This is a genomic window from Victivallaceae bacterium (genome assembly GCA_036659455.1).
GTDB lineage: Bacteria > Chlamydiota > Chlamydiia > Chlamydiales > Chlamydiaceae > JAVXCN01.
The window spans coordinates 122,957-147,835 of the sequence record JAVXCN010000001.1 but is presented as its reverse complement, the minus strand read 5'-3'; the positions used below and the strand labels follow the sequence as shown (position 1 = coordinate 147,835).

The 24,879-nt window shown below is 38.3% G+C and carries 13 protein-coding genes and 4 tRNA genes; 9 read left to right on the top strand and 8 right to left on the bottom strand.

Annotated features, from left to right (window positions below; translation table 11 throughout):
- Positions 1-33: 33 nt before the first annotated feature.
- Positions 34-5,742 (top strand): hypothetical protein, encoded by a 5,709-nt coding sequence (locus tag RSA43_00620; GenBank protein ID MEG2495792.1) that lies wholly within the window; start codon positions 34-36, stop codon positions 5,740-5,742.
- Between the two features lie 59 nt (positions 5,743-5,801).
- Here the strand turns inward: RSA43_00620 and RSA43_00615 are convergent, their stop codons facing one another.
- Genes RSA43_00615 through RSA43_00605 form a run of 3 tightly spaced genes read right to left on the bottom strand, consistent with a single transcriptional unit; the run spans position 5,802 to position 8,163 of the window.
- Positions 5,802-6,533, bottom strand: a complete 732-nt coding sequence (locus RSA43_00615; protein ID MEG2495791.1) for a hypothetical protein — start codon at positions 6,531-6,533, stop codon at positions 5,802-5,804.
- 17 nt (positions 6,534-6,550) lie between these two features.
- The gene (locus RSA43_00610; GenBank protein MEG2495790.1) at positions 6,551-7,354 is read right to left on the bottom strand and encodes a hypothetical protein; all 804 of its coding nucleotides are present in this window, start codon (positions 7,352-7,354) and stop codon (positions 6,551-6,553) included.
- Positions 7,355-7,368: 14 nt separating this feature from the next.
- Positions 7,369-8,163, bottom strand: a complete 795-nt coding sequence (locus RSA43_00605; protein ID MEG2495789.1) for a hypothetical protein — start codon at positions 8,161-8,163, stop codon at positions 7,369-7,371.
- Positions 8,164-8,366: 203 nt separating this feature from the next.
- On the opposite strand from RSA43_00605, the gene RSA43_00600 reads away from it, so the two are divergent.
- The 3 genes from RSA43_00600 to RSA43_00590 all read left to right on the top strand — a co-directional run bounded on the left by RSA43_00600 (position 8,367) and on the right by RSA43_00590 (position 18,625).
- Positions 8,367-11,750, top strand: a complete 3,384-nt coding sequence (locus tag RSA43_00600; GenBank protein ID MEG2495788.1) for a hypothetical protein — start codon at positions 8,367-8,369, stop codon at positions 11,748-11,750.
- Positions 11,751-11,833: 83 nt separating this feature from the next.
- On the top strand, positions 11,834-15,223 hold the full coding sequence (locus tag RSA43_00595) for a hypothetical protein (protein ID MEG2495787.1): 3,390 nt from the start codon (positions 11,834-11,836) through the stop codon (positions 15,221-15,223).
- 15 nt (positions 15,224-15,238) lie between these two features.
- Positions 15,239-18,625 (top strand): hypothetical protein, encoded by a 3,387-nt coding sequence (locus tag RSA43_00590; protein MEG2495786.1) that lies wholly within the window; start codon positions 15,239-15,241, stop codon positions 18,623-18,625.
- Positions 18,626-19,373: 748 nt separating this feature from the next.
- Here the strand turns inward: RSA43_00590 and RSA43_00585 are convergent.
- The 3 genes from RSA43_00585 to RSA43_00575 all read right to left on the bottom strand — a co-directional run bounded on the left by RSA43_00585 (position 19,374) and on the right by RSA43_00575 (position 20,347).
- A tRNA-Tyr gene (locus RSA43_00585) sits at positions 19,374-19,456 on the bottom strand.
- Between the two features lie 237 nt (positions 19,457-19,693).
- A tRNA-Thr gene (locus RSA43_00580) sits at positions 19,694-19,765 on the bottom strand.
- 171 nt (positions 19,766-19,936) lie between these two features.
- Positions 19,937-20,347 carry an SEC-C metal-binding domain-containing protein gene (locus RSA43_00575; protein ID MEG2495785.1) on the bottom strand — a complete coding sequence of 137 codons (411 nt, stop codon included), beginning with the start codon at positions 20,345-20,347 and terminating at the stop codon, positions 19,937-19,939.
- 168 nt (positions 20,348-20,515) lie between these two features.
- On the opposite strand from RSA43_00575, the gene RSA43_00570 reads away from it, so the two are divergent.
- From RSA43_00570 to RSA43_00550, 5 genes are all read left to right on the top strand, one after another.
- Positions 20,516-21,262: a tRNA 2-thiocytidine biosynthesis TtcA family protein gene (locus tag RSA43_00570; GenBank protein MEG2495784.1), complete on the top strand. Its 747-nt coding sequence runs from the start codon at positions 20,516-20,518 to the stop codon at positions 21,260-21,262.
- Positions 21,263-21,342: 80 nt separating this feature from the next.
- Entirely contained in the window at positions 21,343-22,167 is an 825-nt protein-coding gene (gene surE / locus RSA43_00565; GenBank protein ID MEG2495783.1) for a 5'/3'-nucleotidase SurE, read from the top strand.
- A 78-nt stretch (positions 22,168-22,245) separates the two neighbouring features.
- A tRNA-Val gene (locus RSA43_00560) sits at positions 22,246-22,318 on the top strand.
- Between the two features lie 4 nt (positions 22,319-22,322).
- Positions 22,323-22,396, top strand: a tRNA-Asp gene (locus tag RSA43_00555).
- A gap of 24 nt (positions 22,397-22,420) precedes the next feature.
- Positions 22,421-23,326, top strand: a complete 906-nt coding sequence (locus RSA43_00550; protein MEG2495782.1) for a YitT family protein — start codon at positions 22,421-22,423, stop codon at positions 23,324-23,326.
- On the opposite strand, the gene RSA43_00545 is transcribed toward RSA43_00550, so the two are convergent.
- A complete protein-coding gene (locus RSA43_00545) occupies positions 23,285-23,935 on the bottom strand; it encodes a UbiX family flavin prenyltransferase (GenBank protein MEG2495781.1) in 651 nt (216 codons plus the stop codon). The genes RSA43_00550 and RSA43_00545 overlap by 42 nt on opposite strands.
- Before the next feature lie 8 nt (positions 23,936-23,943).
- Positions 23,944-24,825 (bottom strand): UbiA family prenyltransferase, encoded by an 882-nt coding sequence (locus tag RSA43_00540; GenBank protein MEG2495780.1) that lies wholly within the window; start codon positions 24,823-24,825, stop codon positions 23,944-23,946.
- Positions 24,826-24,879: the final 54 nt, after the last annotated feature.

The following is a 24,879-nucleotide window of genomic DNA, read 5'->3' as shown; positions in this document are numbered from 1 at the left end:
CAAATAAAATAAAATGTTTGAGTGAAAAGAATTATGAAAATAAAAAAAAATAAAACCGTTCCGTTTAAAGAAAGCACTTCGGAAAATTCTTCCGATAACGGAGTTCCCGTCGATTCATCAATTCCTGAAAATAATGAAAATACGAAAAACGACGATTTCGTTCCTTTATCCGGAACCGGAGACAAGTGCATCTTCGGAGACGTGGTATTTGACGGATACTGCACGATCGTAAACTGTTCATCTTCTCCCGAAGATAAAGACGTCATCACTTTAGGCTACTTAAACGACAAACTGTCCGAACCTGAAAACGATCTCGTTTCCAAACAAGGCGGTGAGGTGTCATTGACCTTGGATTTTATGGGACATAAAATATCAAATTTAAAAACATCATCGAAAACTCCGAACGGATACGTTAACCTAACCGTATTTAACGAGAAAATAAAAAATAAAATTCGTTTATCAGGCGACGAACAAATCATCGGTAAGACTTTTCGTTTATCCGATACCTCCCTTATCAAAGGATTAAAAATTTCTGAGGACAATCACGACGCACTGACATTAGCTTCTCTCGAAAAATTAACGGAAGATCTTTTATCCGATTACATTAAAAAAAATGATAACCCCATATCCTTAAATTCCTCTTTTGATATGACAAGACACTGTATAAACAATCTTAAAAGCACCGAAGACGAAACTGCAGCCTTAAATCTTCGTGATATTAAAGAGAAATCGTTATTGTTTCTTTCAAGGAAAGCAAAAACGAATCCGGAACTCGATATCGACATTGAATTCGACGGTAACCATACCGTTATGCAATTAGGAAATCCCGTTGAAGACGGCGATATTATGAATCTTAGAAATTTTCTTATTGCTCTTGAAAAAACATCCTCCGATTATGTCTCCCTAAAATCCGCTTCCGTTTACGGTAACCTTGATTTATCATCTCAAATCATATCAGGTATAGAGCCGAAACAAGGTTCTAATACCGCGGTTTGTCTTTTGCAAATGAAAAATATCATAAACTCCCACTTAAGTTACGCTTCTGAAGAAACCGTAAAACATTTTTACGGAGATCTCGTGTTCGACGGCAAATCGACTCTTAAAGGATTAATCGATGCCGAACATGACGGAGATGCCGTGAACATATCTACCGTCCGAAAATCATTGCGCGATCTGAATCAAAAAATGGCCGGTAAACAGGGAGGCGTATTAATAAACGGACTTAATTGCAAAGGTTTAAAGGTTTTTCAATTAGGAGATCCTATACTGGAAGACGACGGCGTAAATCTAAGAACCGTTATGAAAAAGCTGAATGAAGTACAAGCCGTGTTCATGACTCCTCAATCCGTTTCTATCGAAGAGGATCTAAACATGAATGCAATGTCTATTGATAACATCAATTCCAACCCAAAGAAACCCACGGACGCAGTTAATTCCTTGTCTGCCGTTAATAAGCTTAAACAAGTTTTTTCGACTCACGTATCGACGACACTCGGACGATTCAAAGGAAATCTGGATATGAACTCTCATATCATTTCCGGAATCCGGGAAGGATCTTCTCAAGGAGATGCCGTATCGTTAAGCCAATTGCGAAAATGGTCGGAAAAATACATTTCCGTAAAAGGCAACGATGATCTTAATCCGGTAAAAAATGAGATTAGACTATCTCCTTCATCAAAATTGAGCATGGAAAAAATGCCTCAAGATTTTCATGAACCGGTGAATCTTAAAAATTTAAGAGATAACGAAAAATTGTTTCTTTCATCTGAGAGAAACGATGTAATAACCGGAGATTTGTTTTTAGGACCGAATGCTCGTATTTCCGGTCTTCCCGAACCTATCGATGAAAGAGATGCCGTAACTTATAAGAAATCCAAGGAAGTCGTCTTGAAAAAATCTTCCGAATACATAGACATTGATAATCCTAAAATCACCGGAACTTTGACAATAACCGGACAACTGAAAAATATTGGAAACCCTATCGACATCAGCGATGCCGTTAATCAAACGACTCTGAAGAAACTACTATCCGGCTTTATTTCCGTTAAAGGGTTATCGGGACAACAAGTCATTGAGAAAGACATTAATTTTCAAAATTTATATCGAATTCGAGGAATTGCGGATGCCGAAACGGATTACGAGGGTGTTAATTTATCTTCTTTAAAAAAAGAAATTTCTCGGTATTTATCACGAGAAACCTTCGTCGAAAAAGGAATCTCTGCGGAAACTCTTTATTTCGATGATATTCATGGTCTACGAGACATAAAAGATCCGGAAAACAAAGATGATGTTGTCAATTTACGGACTTTAAAAAAACTGGTTAACGAGAAAAAAGATCTTCTGTTTATGGGAAAAGAAGTGACGTTTTCGGAAACCTTAGATGCATCCAATCATAGAATTATAGGCTTATCACATTCCGATAATGAAAAAAGCCTGCTTCGATTAGAAGATTTAATCATTAAATTGAATAATTTTATCTCCCTTAAATCTTCGGTCAACACTATTATCAATCATTCCTTACATCTTCAGGATGAATATAAAATCACCGGAATTACCGATCCGGTCAACCCTTCCGATGCTTTAAACGTTCAAACGTTACACCGATTGCAAACGGTTCTCATTACAAAAAAAGGCAACGATAAAACGAATCCGTTAACGAGAACCCTTGTTTTTTCCGAGAACAGATGCAAAAATATTCTCGATGCCGTTGAAAACCTCGATGGCATTAACGTATCAACCGTTAAAAAAGAGTTTGATAAACTTAATCTAATTCCTTTACAAGAAACGGACACCGGAATTGTTGAGCTTTCCGAAGACATAAACATGCAGTCTTATAGAGTTAAAGAATTAGCTCGAGCAACCGATCCTACCGATGTATGCACGATAGCCGATTTAAAAACCTTTGCCGAAGATTATGTCGGTTTGGGATCTTCGAATAGACGAATCGAAGGTAACTGGAGATTAAAAGGAAAAACCATTCGTAACGTAAGAGTGCCGAAAAAGCCCGGAGAAGCCGTAAATTTACAACTGTTGAATGACACGTTAACATCATATCTTCATTTAACGAAGTCGAACCCATCCTTAGCAAGATCTCTGTCTTTTTCAGGAAAATACGGTATCGAAGGACTATCGCCGGCAGTGTCTTCACAACAAGCCGCTCCTCTATCCGATTTTAACAAGGAAGCCGCTCTCTTCAAAGCAAAATATTTGGGAAGAACGAATAACCGGGTTCTAGGACATATCGATATGTCTTTTCACCGTCTTTTCATTAATAAAGAGGCCGAAAAAGATAATGAAGCAGTAATTTTAGGTCAATTTGAGAAAATAATTAATCGATTTGTATCCTCAGAAACTCCTCAAGGAACCGTAACCGGTAATATCTTATGTAACGGGAGTGTTAAACCCACTAAAATGGGTGACCCAGAGCTTGAGAACGATGCTTTGACTTTAGGTTATCTAACGAATTTTCCGACTCATAAAACTTTTTTAACCGATTCTTCTACCGAAGCAGACACTTTGGACCTGAATCATCATCATATCCTGAATCTCGGCGATGCCGTTGAAGATAACGATCTGGTCAATTTAAGAATCGTAAAAAACAAATTCTCAGCTCTTTTGCCTTTAACATCTTCTATCGGAATTAATTACGATTTGTCCTTATCCGGATATAAAATAAAAGGAGGGGCAACCGTTATTTCTCCTAAAGAAGCCTTACGTCTTTCGGATCTTAAAAATCTCTTATCTTCTTCTTTCGAAGACTGTCTTTCAAATCAAGGCGACAGTTTATCGTACGATCTCGATATGAAATCTCTGTCTGTTCAACAATTCGGTAAAACTATCAATCCCAAAGATGCTTTAACTCTTAAGGAAACCGAAAATCTGTTTAAAACCGTCTATGAAGGCTATATCTCGCTTAAAGGAGGCTCACTAATGGGAAACCTCGGATTGAATGGTCATTCCGTTATTTTGGAAAACGATTCCTCTCCGATTAATGACGATTCTCCCGTTTCTCTTCAGGCTTCCAAAAGAATATTAGATGCGACACTATCCGATTATCCCGATTCTTTTACGGAAGATCCAAGTAGCATTATGAAATCGGAAGGCCCCTTAGACATGAGCGGACATACCGTCTCATCCTTAACAAGTTCTAAAGAACCGGGAGTAGGTTTAACTTTAGATCTATTGAATTCTTGGATTAAAGAAGCTCAAAACATGTTTTTAAAAAAATCAGACGGAACTATAACTGCTTCGTTAAACATGAATGCTCATAAAATATCCGGTATTTCCGAAGGCGTCGAATTGACGGACGGTATAAATTTAAGGCTTCTGAAATCTCGTGTCTCCGCTTACTTATCCTCGGAAGGCACTTGTTCCGAAAATCCTCTGAAAGGAAATGTCTTTTTCAATGAATTATCGGCGATAAAGAATATAAAAAATGCTTCCGAAGATAATCATCTCATTAATCTATCGACTTTAAAAAGTTATACCGAAGAAAAATTAAAAGATTTCATATCTATTGATAATCCGATAATTTCCGAAGGTTTAAATATCGAAAACAGTCAAATAATGAATGTCGGAAACCCCGTGGAAGAAAACGACCTGTGCAATCTCGGAACTTTGATCAATCTAGGTAACAACTATCTCAAAACGTTTCCGGATGAGTCATCCGTATCAATAGCCGGTAAGATCATTTTGAATCCCGATAAAAAAATGATAAATTTAAGCGATCCGCAATCCAAAAACGATTTAATTAATTTCGGCACTCTGAAACGAATGACATCCGAAAACGAAAATCTATTTTTACTTCATGACTCCCCTATTCTGCAGAACGATTTGGATATGAATTCCAATAAAATCATATTATCGGAATTACAAAATAACGGAGAAGCCGTTACGTTATCCGTATTCAAAAATACTTGGGCTAATCTTAAATCAGTCCTTAACTTAAAAAGTTCTCCTTTAAAAAAAGCTGCTTACATGAACGGCAACGGAATCCAATCATTAAAAGATCCTCTTTTACCTCAATCTCTCGTTAATCTCAGAACTCTCAAAACACACCTTGATCGACTCATATCCATAGATACATCTTTATCCGTTATGAGAGGAGATTTGACCATAGCCGCAGATCAAACCTTCGAGATGAAAGAAAGGGCCGTTAATGAGCAAGATGCCGTTACTCTTATTGATTTGAACGCAAGGCTAGTAGCCGTCGATAATAATTATTTATCCAGAACATCTCCCTCATTCCGTAATATTATCGATATGAACAATCATGTCGTTTCCGGTATGCAAACAGGTATGGATGATCAAGACGCCGTTGTTCACGAACAAGTGATTGATGAGATCGATAGGCATTATAGAAGATCCGTAACCGAATTCAATCAACGAATCGTCTGGAAACCGTCTACTTCTCCAATGCCGGAGGAATGGGCTTCGGAAGGTTATTCCGAAATCGTCCACGATTCATCTTCAGGATTTGCTTTTTCAAAATACGGACTTTATTTTTTTACCTGTTGTATGACTTCCGAAGAAAAGTTAGCGACGTCATCCAAAATTTCGGCAGTTCTTGTCGACGATGCGAACAATGAAAAAACATTAGTTTGGGGTTATTTGAAAGCTTCCGAATCTCTAATATTATCAGGAACGTTTACTATCGAATCGGGCATGAAATTAATAATCAAACACAATGAAGATTCAGATATAATGCTGAGTCGTATTTCTTACGGAATAATAAAATTATAGAATAATTAGGAATATAGAAATAAAAGGGCCTTACGTATTGACGTAAGGCCTTTTTTCGTTTAAACAACTGCGTATCTCGTTATACTCCATGAAAAGAATTCCACTCGCATCCACCCGGATTTGCTTTGTAAAGTCAACGTTCGATTTACTTCCGAAGGTGCCACATAGAAAGCAGCGTCAAGAGATGCCGAGGGCACGTTGCTGCTTCCTGTGCTCCTAGTTCCGAAAGAACTGACGTTTCTGTTAAGCCCATAAAAAACTCCGAACAAGGCCCCCGGACCGTTTTGATCGAATATATAAGCACCTTGTTTACATAACGTAATGGAAATAAAGTATAAACCGGGTTGACGAATAGTCATTTCCCGCTGGTTGATTGTAAAATATTCCGAAGCATTAGGAGAGCTCAAATAAACTTTTTGTCCGAAAATCCAAGGCATCCATGATCCGCTATTTAACAAATAATTGCCGCTACCGTAAAAATGGATGAACTCAATATTCAACATATTTTTTAGGGTCTTTGCGTTAACGGCATCTCCCGCATCAACGGGATCGGGAATTCCGGTTATAAAATTTCCTGAGACATTCATTTTTCCTAAAAGTAATAATTCCGACTGAAAATAAGCTGAATTAGTTACGGTTGTATTTCCTTTACAATCGATATCACCGGAAACACTTAAAGTTCCTTTGACCGTTAAATTGCGTTTATGAGAGCTTGATTCGGTTATATTCATAGAAGGAGCTTGTATACCGGCCTCAATAATTACCGGCAAATTATCGCGTGTTTCTATCATACAATTAAACTCCTTGATTATTTATAATTTTGAGGGAACCACGTTGCGGAAAACGTGAATTCGTTAAAATCGAAAGCCTCATTTGAAAATAGGGTTACATAAGTATCGTTATTTGACGGCCCCGGAGGCGGAATTTCGAAAAGTAAAGATTCCGAAAGGCAGGCATCACTCCATTGAGCCCAACCTCTGACATCAACACCTCCGATTTGATTAGTAATTCCTCCGCTGGTCAAATTTACAACGACGAAACCTGCCATTTCATTAAACTTTAGACCGGAAGACATAAAAGAATTTTCTCCTCTATATCTGTTAATCGCATAAGAAATTCTGTAAAGTCCCGGTTTATGAAGATAAATTTTGTCAAGATATACCGATATATACTCACCGGCACCCGGAGAGTGATAGTCGGCTAATCCACGAGGAATCCAGTTGATATAGGTCTCTCTTGGTACGTATACTCCTACAATAAAAGAGCTCCCGGATACGCATTTAGGAGATAAATTCTGCAATATACGAAGATTCAATAAATCGGTATTCGAAAAAGGATTACCTACGTTAATGATTTTTCGATTGTTCTTCAGACCTGTCCCTACTATAACAACCTCGCCTAACGTACTGGGTTCTTTAATATTAAGATCCGATAAACAAATGAAATTCTTTCCGACGAGCATGTCGACAGTTATAAGATTTCCTTCGGAAACGGTGTTTTTGTTAACTGTTAAACTCTGTTGAACATTGACCGCTCCTCCTACCTCCAAATTGATATTGATAGCCGTCTCCGGAACGTCTGAAACAACCGTTGCTTTATTATTTATTGACATGATATTCACCGCCTTTAATTTTCAAGAAATCCTAATATGGAATAACTGAACAAGATAAGTACAATCTGTCCTCCTGAATTATCGCGTGAGAGATAAAATACGGCATTCGAGATATTGGAGGAAGTGATCCTGACCGTTGCTTCCAAACACACTTGATGGTTAATTCCCCCTTTATTCCATATGTTTTGCGTACTTAATTTCCCTAATCCATGTTGCTCCAAGTAAATAAGAGATCCATAACCGTTGCCTAATTTTCGTCTTTTAGTAATAGCTACGCTAATCTGATAGGTGCCTTGCCTTAAAAATCTTAAACCGATGTTATTACCTTCGAATCGAAAATAATTATTAAAACCCGGTGATCGATATAAACGCCCGGTCATTGTTTTCCAAGCTAAGCTCGTATTTTGCTGCCACGATTGCTCTGTTGTGTATGTCGTCGTTTTACAATAAAAAACCGGATAACGCATCATTCCGTAATTACAAGCCAAAGTATTATCCGACGATGATAAAGATGTCGGTGTCGGTACGTTAATCACTTTGTGATTGGACATATCGATAGTCGAACCGTTCACCATGAATAGCCCGTTGTTAACGGATGTTTTTCCTTGTATATTGATTTTACCGTTAATCGTGGCATTTTGTTTTATGCTGACGTCCGTCTCTCCAGATACGGACTTGTTTACGGAAAGGTTTCCCTTTAAATTAACGGTTTCCGCCGTTAATGAATTATTAACAATAAGATCGTTCGCTATCAAACATTTGGCCGTAAGATCCGGAGTTAGAGATTTTATTAAACTTCTTTCAAACATATTTCTTATCTTTTTTGATTAAAAATCAAAAAAGATAATATTAACTATAAAAAGTCAAATTAATTATGAAACTAAAAACAATAATAATAATTAAATTAATTTTAAAAACATATATATAAAAACAAATCAAAAATTGTAGTTTTTATTAACTAATTTAAATAAAGAAATAAATTAAATCTAAATTATTAAAAAAACAAAAAGATATGAACAAAAATAATAATTTTTTAAAGGAAACGATTTCTACTCCCACACCGATCGCGCTTACATTTGATGCGAACTTTAATCTCAATCTTAACATGAATAATTTTTCCATTATTAATCTGCAAACGGATCCCAATGATCCCTATGCAATGGCAACGCGACAATTGACAACCGAGATAATTAATCAAGAGATTACCAATCTTAACTCATCGATTTTTATTCCTATGACGGGAACGGTTGCCGGTAAAGAAGTAACGGGAGACGTAATATCCGATGGTCATACTTTAACGGGATTGAGAAATCCGACTCAAGATAATGAATTATCAACGCTATCTTCTCTATCTACGGAAACGACTTCTTCCGTTAACTCTCTTTTGAGTATATCGGGAGGAACTATGCAGGGTAACATTAATATGAATGGACAGACAATTACAGGACTACCGATCAATCCTCCCAGTGATACATCCGCAGTTTCTCTAGGAGTTTTGGAAAATACGTTGAAGTCATCATTGCAAAATTATTTACGACCTAACGGTTCCGGACAAACGATTACAGGAAATTTAATCTTCTCCTCATCAACAATCACCGACATCCCGCAACCGGCAAACGATGACGATATCGTTAATCTGGAGTATGCAAACGAGAGCATCAATAACGCTTCCGACTTATACCTTAAAATATCCGGTTCCGTTATGGGAGGCAATATTAACATGAACGGATTAACGATAAACAACCTTGCTAAAACAACCGTAAACAACAATGCCGCCAATTTACAATGCGTAAAAGACAATGCGGACACTTTAGCCGCTTCTTATTTTCCTTTACTCGGAGGCGCCATCACAAACTCTCTTTCGACAACCGGCGTTTATTCCAATCTTTCCGATGCGACTTCATCAAAAGATGCCGTAACTTTGTCTCAATTAAATACGGCTTTAATAAATTCCGTTAAGTTAGATGGTACTCTCTCTTTAACGGGAAATATCAATATGACCGGTAATAGGGTTTTCGATGTCGCCTCTCCGATTAATTCAGAAGATGCCGTAAACAAGAATTACGCAGACACTAAATTTCAAGAGAAAATCCCTTTAACCGGAACGGTTGCCGGAAAACCGATAACCGGAAATGTAGTCTTTAACAATGCTACGTTAACCGGAATTCAAACGGCTTCTTCCGACTCTCAAGCCATTAATTTTTTACAACTGAAAAATAATAACTCCTCGGCATTTTCCTCTTACGTCAAATTGGATGGAAGCGTTCCGTTGGATGGAGATATCAACGCAGGAGGACAAATCGTCAAAAATTTATCTCCTTCAACGGATCTTACCGATGCCATAAATTTTAACGAGGTCACAACTGCAATCAATACAAACGTGATCGATTACCTTCCTAAAAACGGAAGCAGAAGTATGGAGGGACCGCTTAACTCCGGCAACCAAAATATTATAATAACAGCAGGTACTTCAAACACGGATGGAGTTAATTTCAATCAATTCAATAATGAAATATCCAAATATATGCCTCTATCCGGAGGTGCTTTTACGCAACCGCAAATAATTACGACTTGCATCAAAAATTTGGCTTCGGGAACGAATACTTCCGATGCCGTAAATCTTGAACAATCGCAAACGGAGTTAGCTAAAAAATTTCCTTTAGCCGGAGGGACGTTAACCGGAACATTGAATATGTCGTCTAAAAAGTTATCCGGATTATCTCCTTCAACGCAAGGCAACGATGCCGTTAATAAAAAGCAAATGGATGATGCTCTAGACCTTTTTTCAACTCAATACGTTGCATTAGGTGCTTGGAAGACAGGAGTAAATTTTTCCGGATCGCTTAATATGAATAATCAGAACATCCTTAATATCGCAACGTCCGGCGCAACTGACGGTATTAATCAAAATACTCTTACCAATCGCATAACGACTTCGTCCGCACTGTATTTTCGTACCAAAACGGATTCCCTATCCGGAAACCTAGACATGAGCGGAAATCCTATCAATGGCTTACCGACACCGACAGGAACGTTCGAAATCATCAATGCCGCTTATTGGGATACGCAACCATCTACATGTCTTCCGAAAACCGGAGGTACTTTATTTACAAACACTCTCCCAACGACAGACGTTCTGAATATGCAGACCGGATCCAATATTATTAATTTAGCGGAAGGAACAATCGATACGGATGCCGTAAACGGCAAGCAAGTTAAGGACAAAGTAAACTCAATCGATGCCGCTTCCTATGTAAAAACAAGCGGTGCAACTTTACAAGGCCCCATAGGAATGGGAGGAAGCGCCTCTTATAAAATAACGAATGTTGCCGGCACAACCGCAAACAATGTACTCGTTAATTTAGACACGATGACGAACTTGATTAACCGGACCGCCGCTACCTATCTTCCTAAAAACGGAAGTAAAGCTATGGAGAGTTCTCTTTCCTTGACTAACGGCTCAACCGTCATTAATTCGGCTTCGGGAACCGACTTGACTGACGGCGTTAATTACGGACAATTGACGAGTGCAGCCTCTTCTTGTTTTCCTTTGACCGGTGGCACTCTGCTGCAGCAATTGACTTTCAGTAACGGATCTAAAATTACTAATCTTCAATCTCCCGTCAACGGTACGGACGGCTGCAACCTACAAACGGTCAAATCAAGTATTGCTGCGGAAACATCTAAATATTTGTTGTTAGCGGGCGGCACCATGACCGGAGCTTTGGATATGAATAACCATACGATAACGGCATCGCCATCTATTATTTTAGATCCCGATGCTTGTAATCTGGTTACTTTGAAAACGACTATGTCTGCTTACGTTCCGGTTACCGGAGGTACTATAACCGGAACTGTTACACTAAACGGAATTACGAATATGGGCAATCCGGCTAACGAAAATCAATTGGTGACAAAACAAATAATGGATACCGCAAAGGATCCTGTCGTTTGTTCAAAATTAATGACCAATACGACATCGGCCAGTATACTTTGGCCGAGATCATCCAATCTCAACTGGTTAATACCGGACGGAAAAGGATATAGCTTCCAATCGACATCCGTCGATTACGTAGTGGGAGGCCCCAATAATTCTCGACTGTATCTCACGACATCAGCTCTCTATTTATTGATGATCTCCTTTAGAACCAATGCCCCTGCAAATTTACTTCAACTAAACTTCTATTTAAATGGAACCAATGCCGTATTAAATCAGTGGCAATTTATTCAATTAACAGAGGCTTCCATGTCGTTTTTGATTCCTTGTAAATTTCCGGCTTCATCTTCGACCGAACCCTCTTCAGCTTACCTTTACTTAACTAATATGACTGCCGCCGATACATCCTTCCAGGGCTTTCTCTGGTCGTTAGTCAGTATATCGGGAATCTATAAATAATAAAAAGAATCATCATGAAAAAAAAGAAAAAAGGATCACAATGAAAAAAAAAAAATTCGACGTTTAAAACAAAAGCTTCCATAATGTCTCCTCTGAAGGCTGTTCCGGAAATTTCCGTTAACATGCCTTTGGACATGACGAATCATGGTATTATAAATGTCAGTGACGGCATTGATAGTGCAGATGGCGTGAACAATAAGCAAGTGTCTGAGTTAACTATTTCGGTTATTACTGGAGGGGCCGGAAATACCGTAAAATTCATTCTTTTAACAGGAACGGAACCTTCTAAACCCGTTACCGGAGATCTTGTATTCAACGGAACATCATCCGTAATCAATACCGGTAATGCTTCCAACCCTACGGACGCCTTACCGTTCGGACAACTTAAATCCGAGATTAATAAAACGGAAGCCTCCTATCTAAAATTAAGCGGCGGCATTATGACGGGAGATATCGATATGAACTCCCATAACGTATCCGACATTGTGTCCAATGCCAATGAAGATGCTTTATCATTCGGAGAGTTAAAATCCTTGCTAACGAATGCTCTTAACGCCTCCTATATTCCTTTAACCGGGAATTCAAAGATAAATCCGATAACAGGGAATCTCATTTTCGACGGTACGCATATCCTTAAATCTTTAGCGACACCGATTCAGCCGGATGATGCCGTTAATTTAAGATTTCTGGAATTGGAAATCACCAAAACTCTTAATGGGTTTCTCCCTTTGCTCGGCGGCACTATGACCGGTTCGTTAAATTTAGGATCCAAGCAAATTACTAACATAAAAACAGCGACACCTACCGAAACGACTCACGCCGTTCCTCTTTCTCAGGTTATATCTCAAACTCAAAACGTTTTAGCAAATTATCTTCCGAAAACCGGAGGAATCGTTTCGAATTTCAATCTAAATAACCATAAGATCGTCAATCTCGATGCGCCGATTAACGATAGAGATCTCGTTAACCTAAATACAATGAATACCGAAGTCAGCAAATATCTTCCGAAAACCGGAGGAAGCTTATCGGGAGCGTTATCTTTCAATAATTCCTTTACTGTTACCAATTCCGCGAATCCAACGGATGAAGGAGATATCATTAATAAATCATATATCGATACATTGTTGAATAATTTCGTTCCTCTTGCCGGAACCGTAACAGGACATCCTGTTACAGGTAACGTCACGTTGTCACCGGGAGCCACCGTTACGGGTATTCCCAATGCCGTTAACAATTCGGATATCGTCAATTTCAAATTTATGCAATCGGAAACCGCATCTTCCTTATCCGGTTTATTGAATGCATCGGGAACTCCGAATATGACAGTTTCTTTAAATTTAGGAACACATAATATCAAAAATCTCAGCCAAACGTCGTTAACCGGCAATGATCTAATCAATAAAAATACTATGAATACAGAAATCTTATCTTTTTTCAACAATTACGTGTTACTAACAGGTTCCGATTTAACGGGGGCTCTTACCGTTCAAGGAAAAATAATAAATCTGAAGGATTATTCCGCCCAAGGAGAAGCCGTTAATCTTCAAAGCATGAATCGGTGGTTGGATCTTTTTGCAAAAAAGGCATCGACCAATACAATCGATAATATCAATATGCGCAACTCTAAAATTACTGCTCTCGGAAATGCCGTTCTGGATTCCGATATCGTGAACAAATCGATATTAGACGAAAAAACGGCACTACTCGTTTCGTTAGCGGGAAGTACTATGACAGGAAATATTGTACTGAACACAACGAAAATCACCGGAATTACGACCACGACCACGACGGATGATTCGGATATAGTTAGTCAAGACGCTTTAGATACTGTAATCAATCAAAAAAAAGCTTTGCTATTACCCCTAGGAACACCAAAACCGAATATGACCGGTCCCATAAACATGAGCGGACATCGAGTCATGAATGTTAAAAACGGAATTGCCGATACCGATGCCGTTAATTCTTCACAGGCTGATAACTTAATCCAAAACGGATTCTCCAATCATCTTTTGAAAACGGGAGGAACAACTACCGCTCCGATAAATGCCGCCAATCATGCAATTATCCAAAACAACTATTCGGCACCACCATCAGTAGACTCGGCAGCGGTCACTAGAACTTATGCAACGGCTTCCTTAGAACCCTACGTTAAAAAAAACGTTTCCAATACAATGACCGGTAATCTAAATATGAACAATAATAAAATAATCAACCTAAGTAATCCAACTGACGACTCAGACGCCGTTAACCTTCGACAATTGAATACCCGGGAAACAAATACAAAACACACCCTTCTTCCAATAACAGGAGGAACCGTCAATGGATCCATTAATCTATCCGGTGCCGGTCAAATAATAGGACTTCCTCTTTATAATACTTCAACACTTCCGGTTCAAACGGCCGTCTCCTCTTCTTCCTTAGCAAGTTTAACTGGCTTAACGTTTGACAATAAATACATCAGACTTAACGGAGGTCAAGTTAATCAAAATATCGATATGGGAAACACTTTTAAAGTCGTTGATTTAGCTGATCCCACTACGGATCAGGATGCTGTCAATAAACAGTCATTAGACAAGAAAATCCTTTTATACGTTAAAACTTCTACGACAAATACCATGACGGGTTCGCTTGATATGGGAAACAAAAAGATTACATCGGTCGCTAATCCGGTGAATTCTTCGGATTTAACGAATCTCACCACCGTTAGTACGAATATTTCTACGACATTTGCTTCTTATCTATTACTAGACGGTACGAGACAAATGACCGAAAGCATAAATTTAGGAAGCAACTCCGTAAAAAATATAAAAAATCCGTCTACGATGACTAGTTTATCAGCCGTATCTTTAGGTTACGTTAAGACTAATATTCCGCCTCTTCTAAATTTAGCCGGAGGCACTATGACGGGAAGTATGAATATGAGTTCCCTGGGACAAGTCGAAATTACTACAACACCGTCGAGTAACACGAATCCGGTCCCTATGGAAATCCTAGTCCCCTATCAAATACCTTATAAAATGAGAACGAGTAATAATTATCTAACCGACGGACCAGCCCCAACTAATATTATTACCAATACTCCGATAAATTTTGAGTTGGTACAGGGCACTTATTTCGATTCCTTTGATGCCGCAAGCTTTTTCCGTATCGAGGATATCACATCTCCGACTTTATATCAAAAAGCGGCCTTAAGAATATTACAAAAGGGGACATATATGTTCATACTTAATCTGGAAACGGAGGTTCCGCGTAATCATGGTACCGCAACAAAAACATGCAGTATAATTTTATCTCTAAACGGAACCGAAACAACCGTGACCAGTATATATAGCGGCCTATCCGAATATAGTCTTGCTCTATTCACGATTCCGATAACCACAGGAACCGATAACCACTATATAAAACTATATAATAATTGGAATACAAGACCGGTTTACGGATTGTCTTGGAGCATTTGTCAAATAACCCCTTAATTAAAAAGGAAAATTATGAAAAAACAAGAAGGAATTCTTATAAATAAAAATCTTACAAAAGCCTCTCCTCCCGTATGCCTGTTAAATCAGAAATTAAACCTTAATCTCATGAAAATCGTTAATCTCGGAAATCCTTTAAATTCCAATAACGGAATGAATAAAAGTTCCGTTGAAAAGGAAATCAATAGGATTATAGACTCCAATCCGAGTCTGCTCAATGCCGTTCCTTTAACAGGAACGACTACGCTAAGACCGCTTACAGGTAATATTACATTCAACGGAACGGCAAAAATCACGGGTATTCGAGAACCTCAAACTGCTTCGGATGCCGTTAATTTTCAATTTTTCACCAATAGTTTAAATACTTCTTATGCCAATTGCCTTCCTCTTAACGGCTCCGTTATGACCGGAAATATAAATATGAACGGCTTGTCTATTAATAATTTAGGAGATTCCATCAACACTAGCGATATGATAAATCGTAACAAATACACAGAACTATCGACACTCGAATTCGACAAACTCATACCCTTAAGCGGACTTCCAACCGTTTCCGTCAATTCGATCGAACAAGCTATTACCGTCAACGGAAGCATTTCCGGTATCGACGATCCCGTTAACGATACCGATGCCGTTAACGTAAAAACATTAAGAAATTTATTAACCACGATATCGAATGTTACATTATATCCTTTATCCGGAAATATTGCCATGACCGGAAATTTGGATATGAACGGACACACACTAACTTCGATAGCGAATCCGGTATCGGATACCGATGCAGCTAACTTGGCTTCATTAAACACCTATTTAATCTCTAAAACCAGTACATTGACTCCTCTGAACAATGCCGTTATGCAAGGAGATGTTTCCGTATCGTCCGTCTCGCAAAACAATCAACCGAGTAATCTTAAAGACGCCGTTAATAAAATCCATCTGAATATGATGTTATCCGCTTATCTTCCGATAACAGGGGGTAGTATGACGGGAAACCTTAATATGAACGGTCATAAAATCACGAATGCGGGAGACGCCGTTGACAATGGAGATGCCGTTAATCTTCGTAACGTCAATACACTTTCGGATGATTATCTTAAGCTTACGGGAACTTCAGTTACGCAAAGCATAACCGGAAATTTAGCCTTTACTAATACGGCCACGATTACAGGCATTTCAAATCCGGTATCGGATACCGATGCCGTTAATAAAACGACTCTTTTACAAAATCTTTCATCAATAAACGCTCAATATATAGCCGTAAGTTCTTCAAGAGTCATAACAGAAGATCTTAACATGAACAGTCATAAAATCACGAATGCGGGAGACGCCGTTGACGGAACCGACGGAGCCAATCTCAATAATCTTCAGCAAACTTTAAGTTCGTCCGGAAATCTTTTGATCGCTAAATCCGGAGGAACAATGACATCGAATTTGAATATGGGAAACCAAAAGATTACGGGAATGACGGGAATATCAACAGGCACTACTCTTTTGAATAATTTAACTTTGAACGATACAATGAATGAGAACAAGTTTCTTTCTTTAGCGGGCGGTACCATAACGGGAGAAATTATGATGAGCAATCAGAAAATCACTCAAAACGCACCTCCCGTAAACCCAAAAGATTCTCTGAATCTCGGAACATTAAATACTTCCGTCTTGAATTATCTTCCTTTATCCGGAACGATTAGCGGAAAACCGATAACGGGAACCATAACTCTATCCTCTACAGGAAAAATTACCGGATTATCAAATCCTTCTACCGATTCGGAAGCCGTGAACTACCTTTCACTCAAAAATGATGCCGACATAACGACCAATCGTTATCTTCCTTTAGCAGGCGGTACCATGACGGTAGATTTCAATGTCAATAATAATTTCATAAATAATTTGGCAAACGGTACGAGTTCCGCACTTGTTAATTTAGGTCAAGTCAATCAAGCTATATCCGATACTCTAAATGCTCTAACCGATATGTTGCATACGAATCAATCCAATACTCTAATCTCCAATATGACTCTTGCAAATAAGGAAATTATCGGACTTCCTGTCTCGGGAGCCGTGGGACAACAAGCCGTATCATTTAAACAAATTAAAGATTCTCTGAGTCTTCTCTTACCGAAAACAGGCGGTACTATGACCGGTCCCATAGATATGAATAATCATAAAATTACAGGCCTGAATACCGGAACTCTAGTTGATGCCAATACCGTATCTTTGAAAACGATGACGGATGCTTTCAATAATCAAACAATTGATTATTTCCTTGTCGATGCTTCCAAAGCATTAACGGGAACTTTAGATATGAATGGCAATGCGATTACGAATTTAGCGCCGGCAACAGCCCCAACAGACGGCGCAACGACTGAAAATTTTTCAACCTTAGTACAAACCGCCACAAACCCACTGTTCTCTCTTGGAGAAGCGATGGAGGGGAATCTCAGGATGGATTTACATACTATCTCTACGTCCAAAACCAATCCGTCTCCGACCGATCTTTTCAATAAAGGAGATATGGATTCATATATGAGCCCCTATCTTCCTATAGCAGGCGGTACCATGGCACAAAACGTTGCCGTAAATAACCTTAGGGTTCAGGGAGTTACGGACGCAAGCAGCGATACGGACGGCGCTACTTTAAATAACCTTGTATCCACCCTTAACACTGAAAAACTTAAATTCATGCCTTTAACAGGTGGTACCATGACGGGAGATCTCAATATGGCTTCTTCTTTCGAAATCACAAATCTTCCGACTGCTGCTCAAGATAATCAGTTAATCTCAGCTGATCAATACCGCAAATCTTATGTCCTTCTTTCAGGAGCAAATCCAATAACCGGAATTTTAAAAACCGGGAATAATAGTTTCGGAGCGATACCTACTCCTACACAATATAAGGATCCTATTAATTATTCTTATTTTCAATCAAAATTACCGTCAAAAAACATAGCTTATTATTCCTGCGTATCACAACTACGAAACAATGCCACCAGGATAAACCAGAACGTATATTGGCAATGGGGTAATGCAACCGTAACTGTTCAAGAATCTTCAAATAGAACTTCTTACTTTACTCTTACCAACAGCAACAAAAATCTGAATATTTTACAAAAAGGCACCTATACCGTTTATATCCAATGGCATATAAGAGACCCTGAAGGTCGAGCATGGGGCATGTCTTTATATAGAGACAGCGTAGCCACTGATTTGACAAACAATTGCAGAGACTCACGAGGTTACGCAGTATATCAGACGCAACAAATGTGCGCTACATTTTCCGTAGATACACCTACCAATTCAACAAGCACTTACCTTGCCCTGTATCGGCTGAGAGGAGAGACGGATATATTCGCATGCTCGTATTGGATTGTAAGATTAAATGCCACCAGCCCTACACCTTAAATACAGTACTGAAGAAGATTCAATCAATTTATCCACGATTGAATCTTCTTACTATTAAGGCAAAAAAATCCTTTTCATAGTGAATCGTTACGATATTTGGAGTCAGACATACCTAGTAGCTTTTGATTGAAAAAACAAGAGGGAACGGTTGTTTAGTGTGTCTCATAGCTCCTCCCGGTTTTTTTTAAAATGTAACAGATGAAGAGATTAGTTCGTTCTATCGAGAAGTAATTCAAAGGATTTCGAACACTCATTTACGAAATATTCTATATCATATTCTTCAATGTACCGGAGTTTCGATTAATTTAAATATCATAGAAGCTCTTTGCACGGAATTCCCGAATATTGTCATATTTCGCTGAATCCCGAAGAAGCTGATCTATTAAAGCAATAATTGATACTCGATTAAGTATTCGTGTATTAAAATATTCTAATGCAGCTGTGATGCCTTCATGATTTCTTAGCCTGATTTACAATTCATAGGCATTCTCATACCTACAGAATACGGAAGCAAGTCAAATGAACGAATAGATTCCATTAAACTAAAAAGCTCGTCAACTTATGAATGAAAAAACCGATCAAAACTTTTATATAACAATCGACATGATTAAGAATTTAGCCTCCGGCCATAGTAATGTGAAGATCGACATCAACTTTTGAAGTCTATATTTCAAAAATTCAAAACTTAAAATCAAAACAAACGCGAACTATTTATTACCCTAACGAACCAGAAAAATACCCAAAAGGATGGGGGTGGCTGGATTTGAACCAACGTATCCTTAAGGAGTCGGATTTACAGTCCGATGCAATTGACCGCTATGCGACACCCCCAAACAGATAAAGCAACATTCTTCAAAGAAACTCTGAAAAATAACGGAGCGACTTATAACAAAAAACAACGATTATTTTCAACTTAATAATCCAACCAAACTTTGCTTTTCATTGATAGATCAACCCACGATATAAACGAATCGAATCTTTCTCAAACATCGTTTCCTAAAACAAAATCACGGTACAATCAAATAACGAAATCTAACCGATCATCCGTAGGATTTTTACATAAAAAAATGCCGGTGAAAGGAATTGAACCCTCAACCATTCGATTACAAATCGAGCGCTCTACCATTGAGCTACACCGGCGAAGGGGCGATTTTATATCAAAAATAAAAATTATTCTCAATTTAATAAATAGATACGAAATCGTTTTTCAGTGAGAGACAAAATGGGAGAGAAATTTCAAACAAAATGAAAAACCGCAACATACCCCCTCATAGTCTCACGCTACGAATGATCCGGAGAGCCCGGAATTCGTCAATCGTCTTGTTGAAAATCGGAAACACTAAAATCTTCGGTAGCAGGTAAAAATTCATCTTCTTTTTTGGTCGAATCCAATACTTCGAAACTATATTTATTTAAATTCTCCGACATCTTGGCTTCTTCTTTTTTCTGAATTTTTTTCAAATTTTTCTTGGAAATACTTTTTTCTTTTGTAATGGAAAATGTCTTATTTTCGGTTGCAACCACGTTCACTCCGGAGGAAATTTTTTTAAAAACATCGACATAATTCGACTGAGACGATGATATAACCTCAGCAGAAAATTTCATCCTACCCTGCGGAGTGTGCGTAGCTGATGAAGGTTTTTGAATGATTAAACAACATTGTTTATATTTCTTACCCGATCCGCAAGGACAAGGATCGTTTCTGTTAGGCTTTTTAAGCATCTGCCACCTTCTCTTTTAGGTATCCGAATTCATTAACCGGTCGGAAATCAGGAAATTATAATACAATTCGATTGAGAATTCAATATTATGTTTACATAAAAAACGTATAGATATTTAATGCGAAAAGGTTTTTTATTGTTTCTTTTCGTGTTCACTTTTTCCGACCATATGCAAGTCTTATTTCCCAACGGATTGTTTCACAAAAAAAGCAATACGGGGAAAAGAATCGAAAGCGCCGTTAGAAAAGCACTTTACCGTTTTGAAATGTTATCCGAGCACAAAAGAATCGTGATTGCTCTAAGCGGAGGCAAAGATAGTTTATCGCTTATGTTGATGCTTGCCGCGATAAGAGGAAAGGGGTTCCCTTACGTCGATTTACACGCCGTTCATGTCGGAGGAAAATTTTCATGCGGTTCCGAAATACATAAATCTTTTTTAAAAAATATTTGCGATAAGCTAGACATCTCTTTTTCCTCAATAGACTCCCCTTATTCACCGGATGTTCCCGAATGCTACTCTTGTTCGAGATTTCGTAGAAGAATCCTTTTTAAAGCAGCCGAAGACTTGGACGCATCCGCCGTTGCCTTCGGTCACCATAAGAATGATTCAATACAAACGACATTGATGAATTTGTTTCACAAAGGCGAGTTCGCAGGTCTTCCTCCCGTCATTCACATGCATAGATTCAATGTAACCATTCTGAGACCTTTGATATTCGTCGAAGAAAACGATATCAAAAAATTTGCTCGAGAAAACGGTTTTCTCAGAACAACCTGCCGTTGTCCCGTTGTTTCCCTCCGTTCGAAAACGATTACTCTTATTGAAGACTTAAAAACAATCTTTCCCCAAATTGAAAATAATATTTTCTTGACTTCTTTAAAACAAGGGTCAAATAAATCTTTATCTATCGATTAAAAAACGATATTCTTTTTAATAAGGAAGAATCAAATAAACTGAAATTGAATATCCGTAAAATAAGCGAGCCTAAAAAAAATATGAACAAACCATTGAAAATCCTTATTACCAACGATGACGGCATTTACGCCAAGGGTATAGATATATTGATCGAGATCGTAAAAAATAAACTCGACTGCGAATTATTCATCGTAGCTCCTCTTACCAACCAATCCGCCAAAAGTATGGCTTTTTCTCATCGTCATCCCGTAGCTATCAGTCAAATTTTTTCGGAACCCGGAATCTCGAAATGGGCTGTGGAAGGCACTCCGGTCGATTGTTCGAAATTGGGTTTGAATGTTGTCTTCGAAGATACTCTCCCGGATATCGTTCTTTCCGGAATCAATAACGGCTCGAATGCAGGACAAAACGTTCTATATTCAGGAACAGCCGGAGCTGCTTTAGATGCAGCATTAAAAGGAGTTCCTGCCATTGCCTTTTCTCAAGTCGGACATATTGATTCGTTTCAAAAAGAACCGGGGGGGGATTATATTAAGATCCTGATAGACTATCTTCTGGCTCATCCGATGAAAAAACCCAACTGTCTGAACGTTAATTTTCCTTCATGCGATAAATATCTAGGTTTACGCCTTACTACCCCCGGACACGAATTTTGTGTGGAGGATCCTTGTTTGATTTCGAAAGAACGAAGTCGTGATTTTTATATGATCGGAAGCAAAACGGAAGGATCGTTAAATGATGCTTCCGATGAATATCGAACGCTTATTGAAGGCTACATAACCGTAGCACCTTTTTCGCCTCTTGACTCCCATAAGATCGATGGATGCAAATTTCAAGAAAAACGCAATATTTTTGACGATTTCGTAGATCGACATCCTTCATATACTTCCTTACAAATCGAATAAATGTATTTATAAACACTTGAAAAACCTTAAAAGATTGATTGTTATAAAGTATTTAATCCGGTAAATTTCCCCTTCGAAGGACGCGTAGCTCAGCGGTTAGAGCTCCTGTCTTACACACAGGAGGTCATAGGTTCGAATCCTGTCGCGTCCATTCAGCGGGAATAGTTCAATTGGTTAGAGCACCGCCCTGTCACGGCGGAAGTTGCGGGTTCGAGCCCCGTTTCCCGCGTTGTAGGATGTATTAGGTGGTTCTATGGGAAGAATAAAAAGAATTTCATCTTACAGATTTGATTTTTTTAGATATTTTCTTAAAACGTCTTCTTGGTTTTTACTGGGCGGTCTTCTTGCGGCTTGCGGCGTCCAAGTTTTTCTGATTCCCAATGAATTCATAGATGGTGGGATCGTAGGGTTATCGATCATAGCTTCTCATTTTTTCGGACATAAATTCCTTCCTTTTTTCCTGATCCTATTCAATCTTCCTTTCGTGTTTTTTGCCTATAAGCAAATCGGAAAATATTTCGTCATCCAAATGTTGTCCGCAGTCATTATTTTTTCCGGATGCCTATTATTGTTCGACTATCTTCCCGGATGGCTGAATATTCCACCGTTGGTTTTTAAAGGTTCGGATTTGGAAATTCTCGTTCTCGGAGGATTTATAATCGGATGCGGGATAGGCTTAATCATAAGACACGGCGGTTCGACGGACGGAACTGAAATTTTGGGAATTGTTATCAATAGGAAAAAAGGATTTACCGTAGGACAAGTCGTCCTTTTCGCCAATATTTTCATCTTTATTTTTGGAGGATTTGCCTACAAAAATTGGCATTCTGCTTTCATGTCGTTAATGACTTACGTCGTAGCAACAAAAGTTATGGATATGGTCATTGTCGGATTGGAGGATACGAAATCCGTAACGATTATCACTAACACTCCTAAAAAATTAGGCGCGATCCTTATGGAAACCATGGGAATCGGCTTGACGTATATTCATGCTGAAGGAGGATATACGGGAGAAACAAAAAAATTGCTTTATATTATTGTCGAACGTCTTAGACTTTCTCAACTAAAAGAAATTGTGCATCAGGAAGATCCGTCTGCTTTCATTGCAATCGAGAATCTACATGAGGTGGTCAACGGCAAACAGACCAAGGGACACTAGATTGTTTTCTTTTTCAATTTTACCGTTCCACTCTCTGAATAAATCGCTCTTTATCCCAAGGCAAGCCATAATTTTTCCTACAATTAATTTTTCTACCTCTTCTAAAGATTGAGGTCGAAAATACCATTGGGGCGAAGGCGGTAAGATAAAGACTCCTTCCATACGACTTAATTTCAAAAGATTTTCAAGATGGATAGTGCTTAAAGGAGCTTCTCTGGGAACTATAACAAATTTTCGTTTCTCCTTCATGATAACGTCTCCTGCCCTCCTTAACGCATTATCTCCTAAACCTACGCTTAAAGCCGCAACGGTAGCCATACTGCAAGGAACTATAGCCATACCTGATGTTTCGTAGGAACCTGAAGCGATTCCGGCACCAATATCGTTTATTCCATGAAGATTAATTCGTAATCGTTCTTCATGTGAAAATAAATTCATGAATGTTTTCGGGGTCGAAAATTCCTTTCCCAATTCATAATAAATCGTTCTGTATCCTCCGGAACTGATCACAACCTCCAAACAGTGATTGAGCCGCACTAGTTCCCTAATTAAAATGACGGAAAGAATAACTCCGGATGATCCCGAAATACCTATGATAAAACGACTCAAATCATAACCTAAAACATACGTTTAAAAAAAAATAAACACGTCATAAGACAAAAAGCAAAAGCAATTGTTACGTTACCGATAAATAAAGTATCGCACTTTTGGTCATTTCGAAAAAAATTTCCGACTAACCGTCTATAATTAAAAAACATGGCACCGGCGGGTAACGCTAAAAACATATAAAAATCAGAAGGAAATAAAGAAATAACTCCCAACAAAATCAGACAAAATAACGAAATACAATAGATAAAAGAAATAATCCGAAAAACACGTTTAATAGTGTAACGGGCCGGAATACTATATAAACCTTCTTTTCTATCGAAATCGATATCATACAAAGCATAAGCAATATCGTTAGCCGTAATCGTAAGTCCTATAGCCGTTCCCATCAATAAAGATTTCAGAGAAATAATTTTTCCGGATAAGACACAAAAAACGTTCAAAACAGCTAAGCAATAAATACTACCCAGAATAAAATGACAATATATACTAAACTTCTTAAACAAAGGATAGATTATCATCAATCCCATACATATTAAAGAATATATTAAAGACTCTTTTCCGAAAATCGAACTGCAGAATAGAAAAACCACCAAAGAAAATAATGCACAGGCAGCGGCCTTATGAACTGCAACTTCTCTCGATGCTATCGGTCTATGACATGTTCTGGGATTTTTGAAATCCGGATGACGATCCGATATCTGGTTAACAATAACTCCCAAGGAACGTGCCGCTATAATGCCAAGTAACCCAAATGAAATTTTTGGTACGTCCCGCCAGAAGGCAAATTGTCGATCAAGAAAAACAATAGGAAGAACAGAAAGAAAAAATAGAATACCGAAGAGAGCATACTTTATGTTATTTAACTTAAGAAAAATATCAAGTATGTTCATGATTTCAGTTAATTAAATAAAGCGAATATATCTCTTAAAACGAAAAAAGGAAAG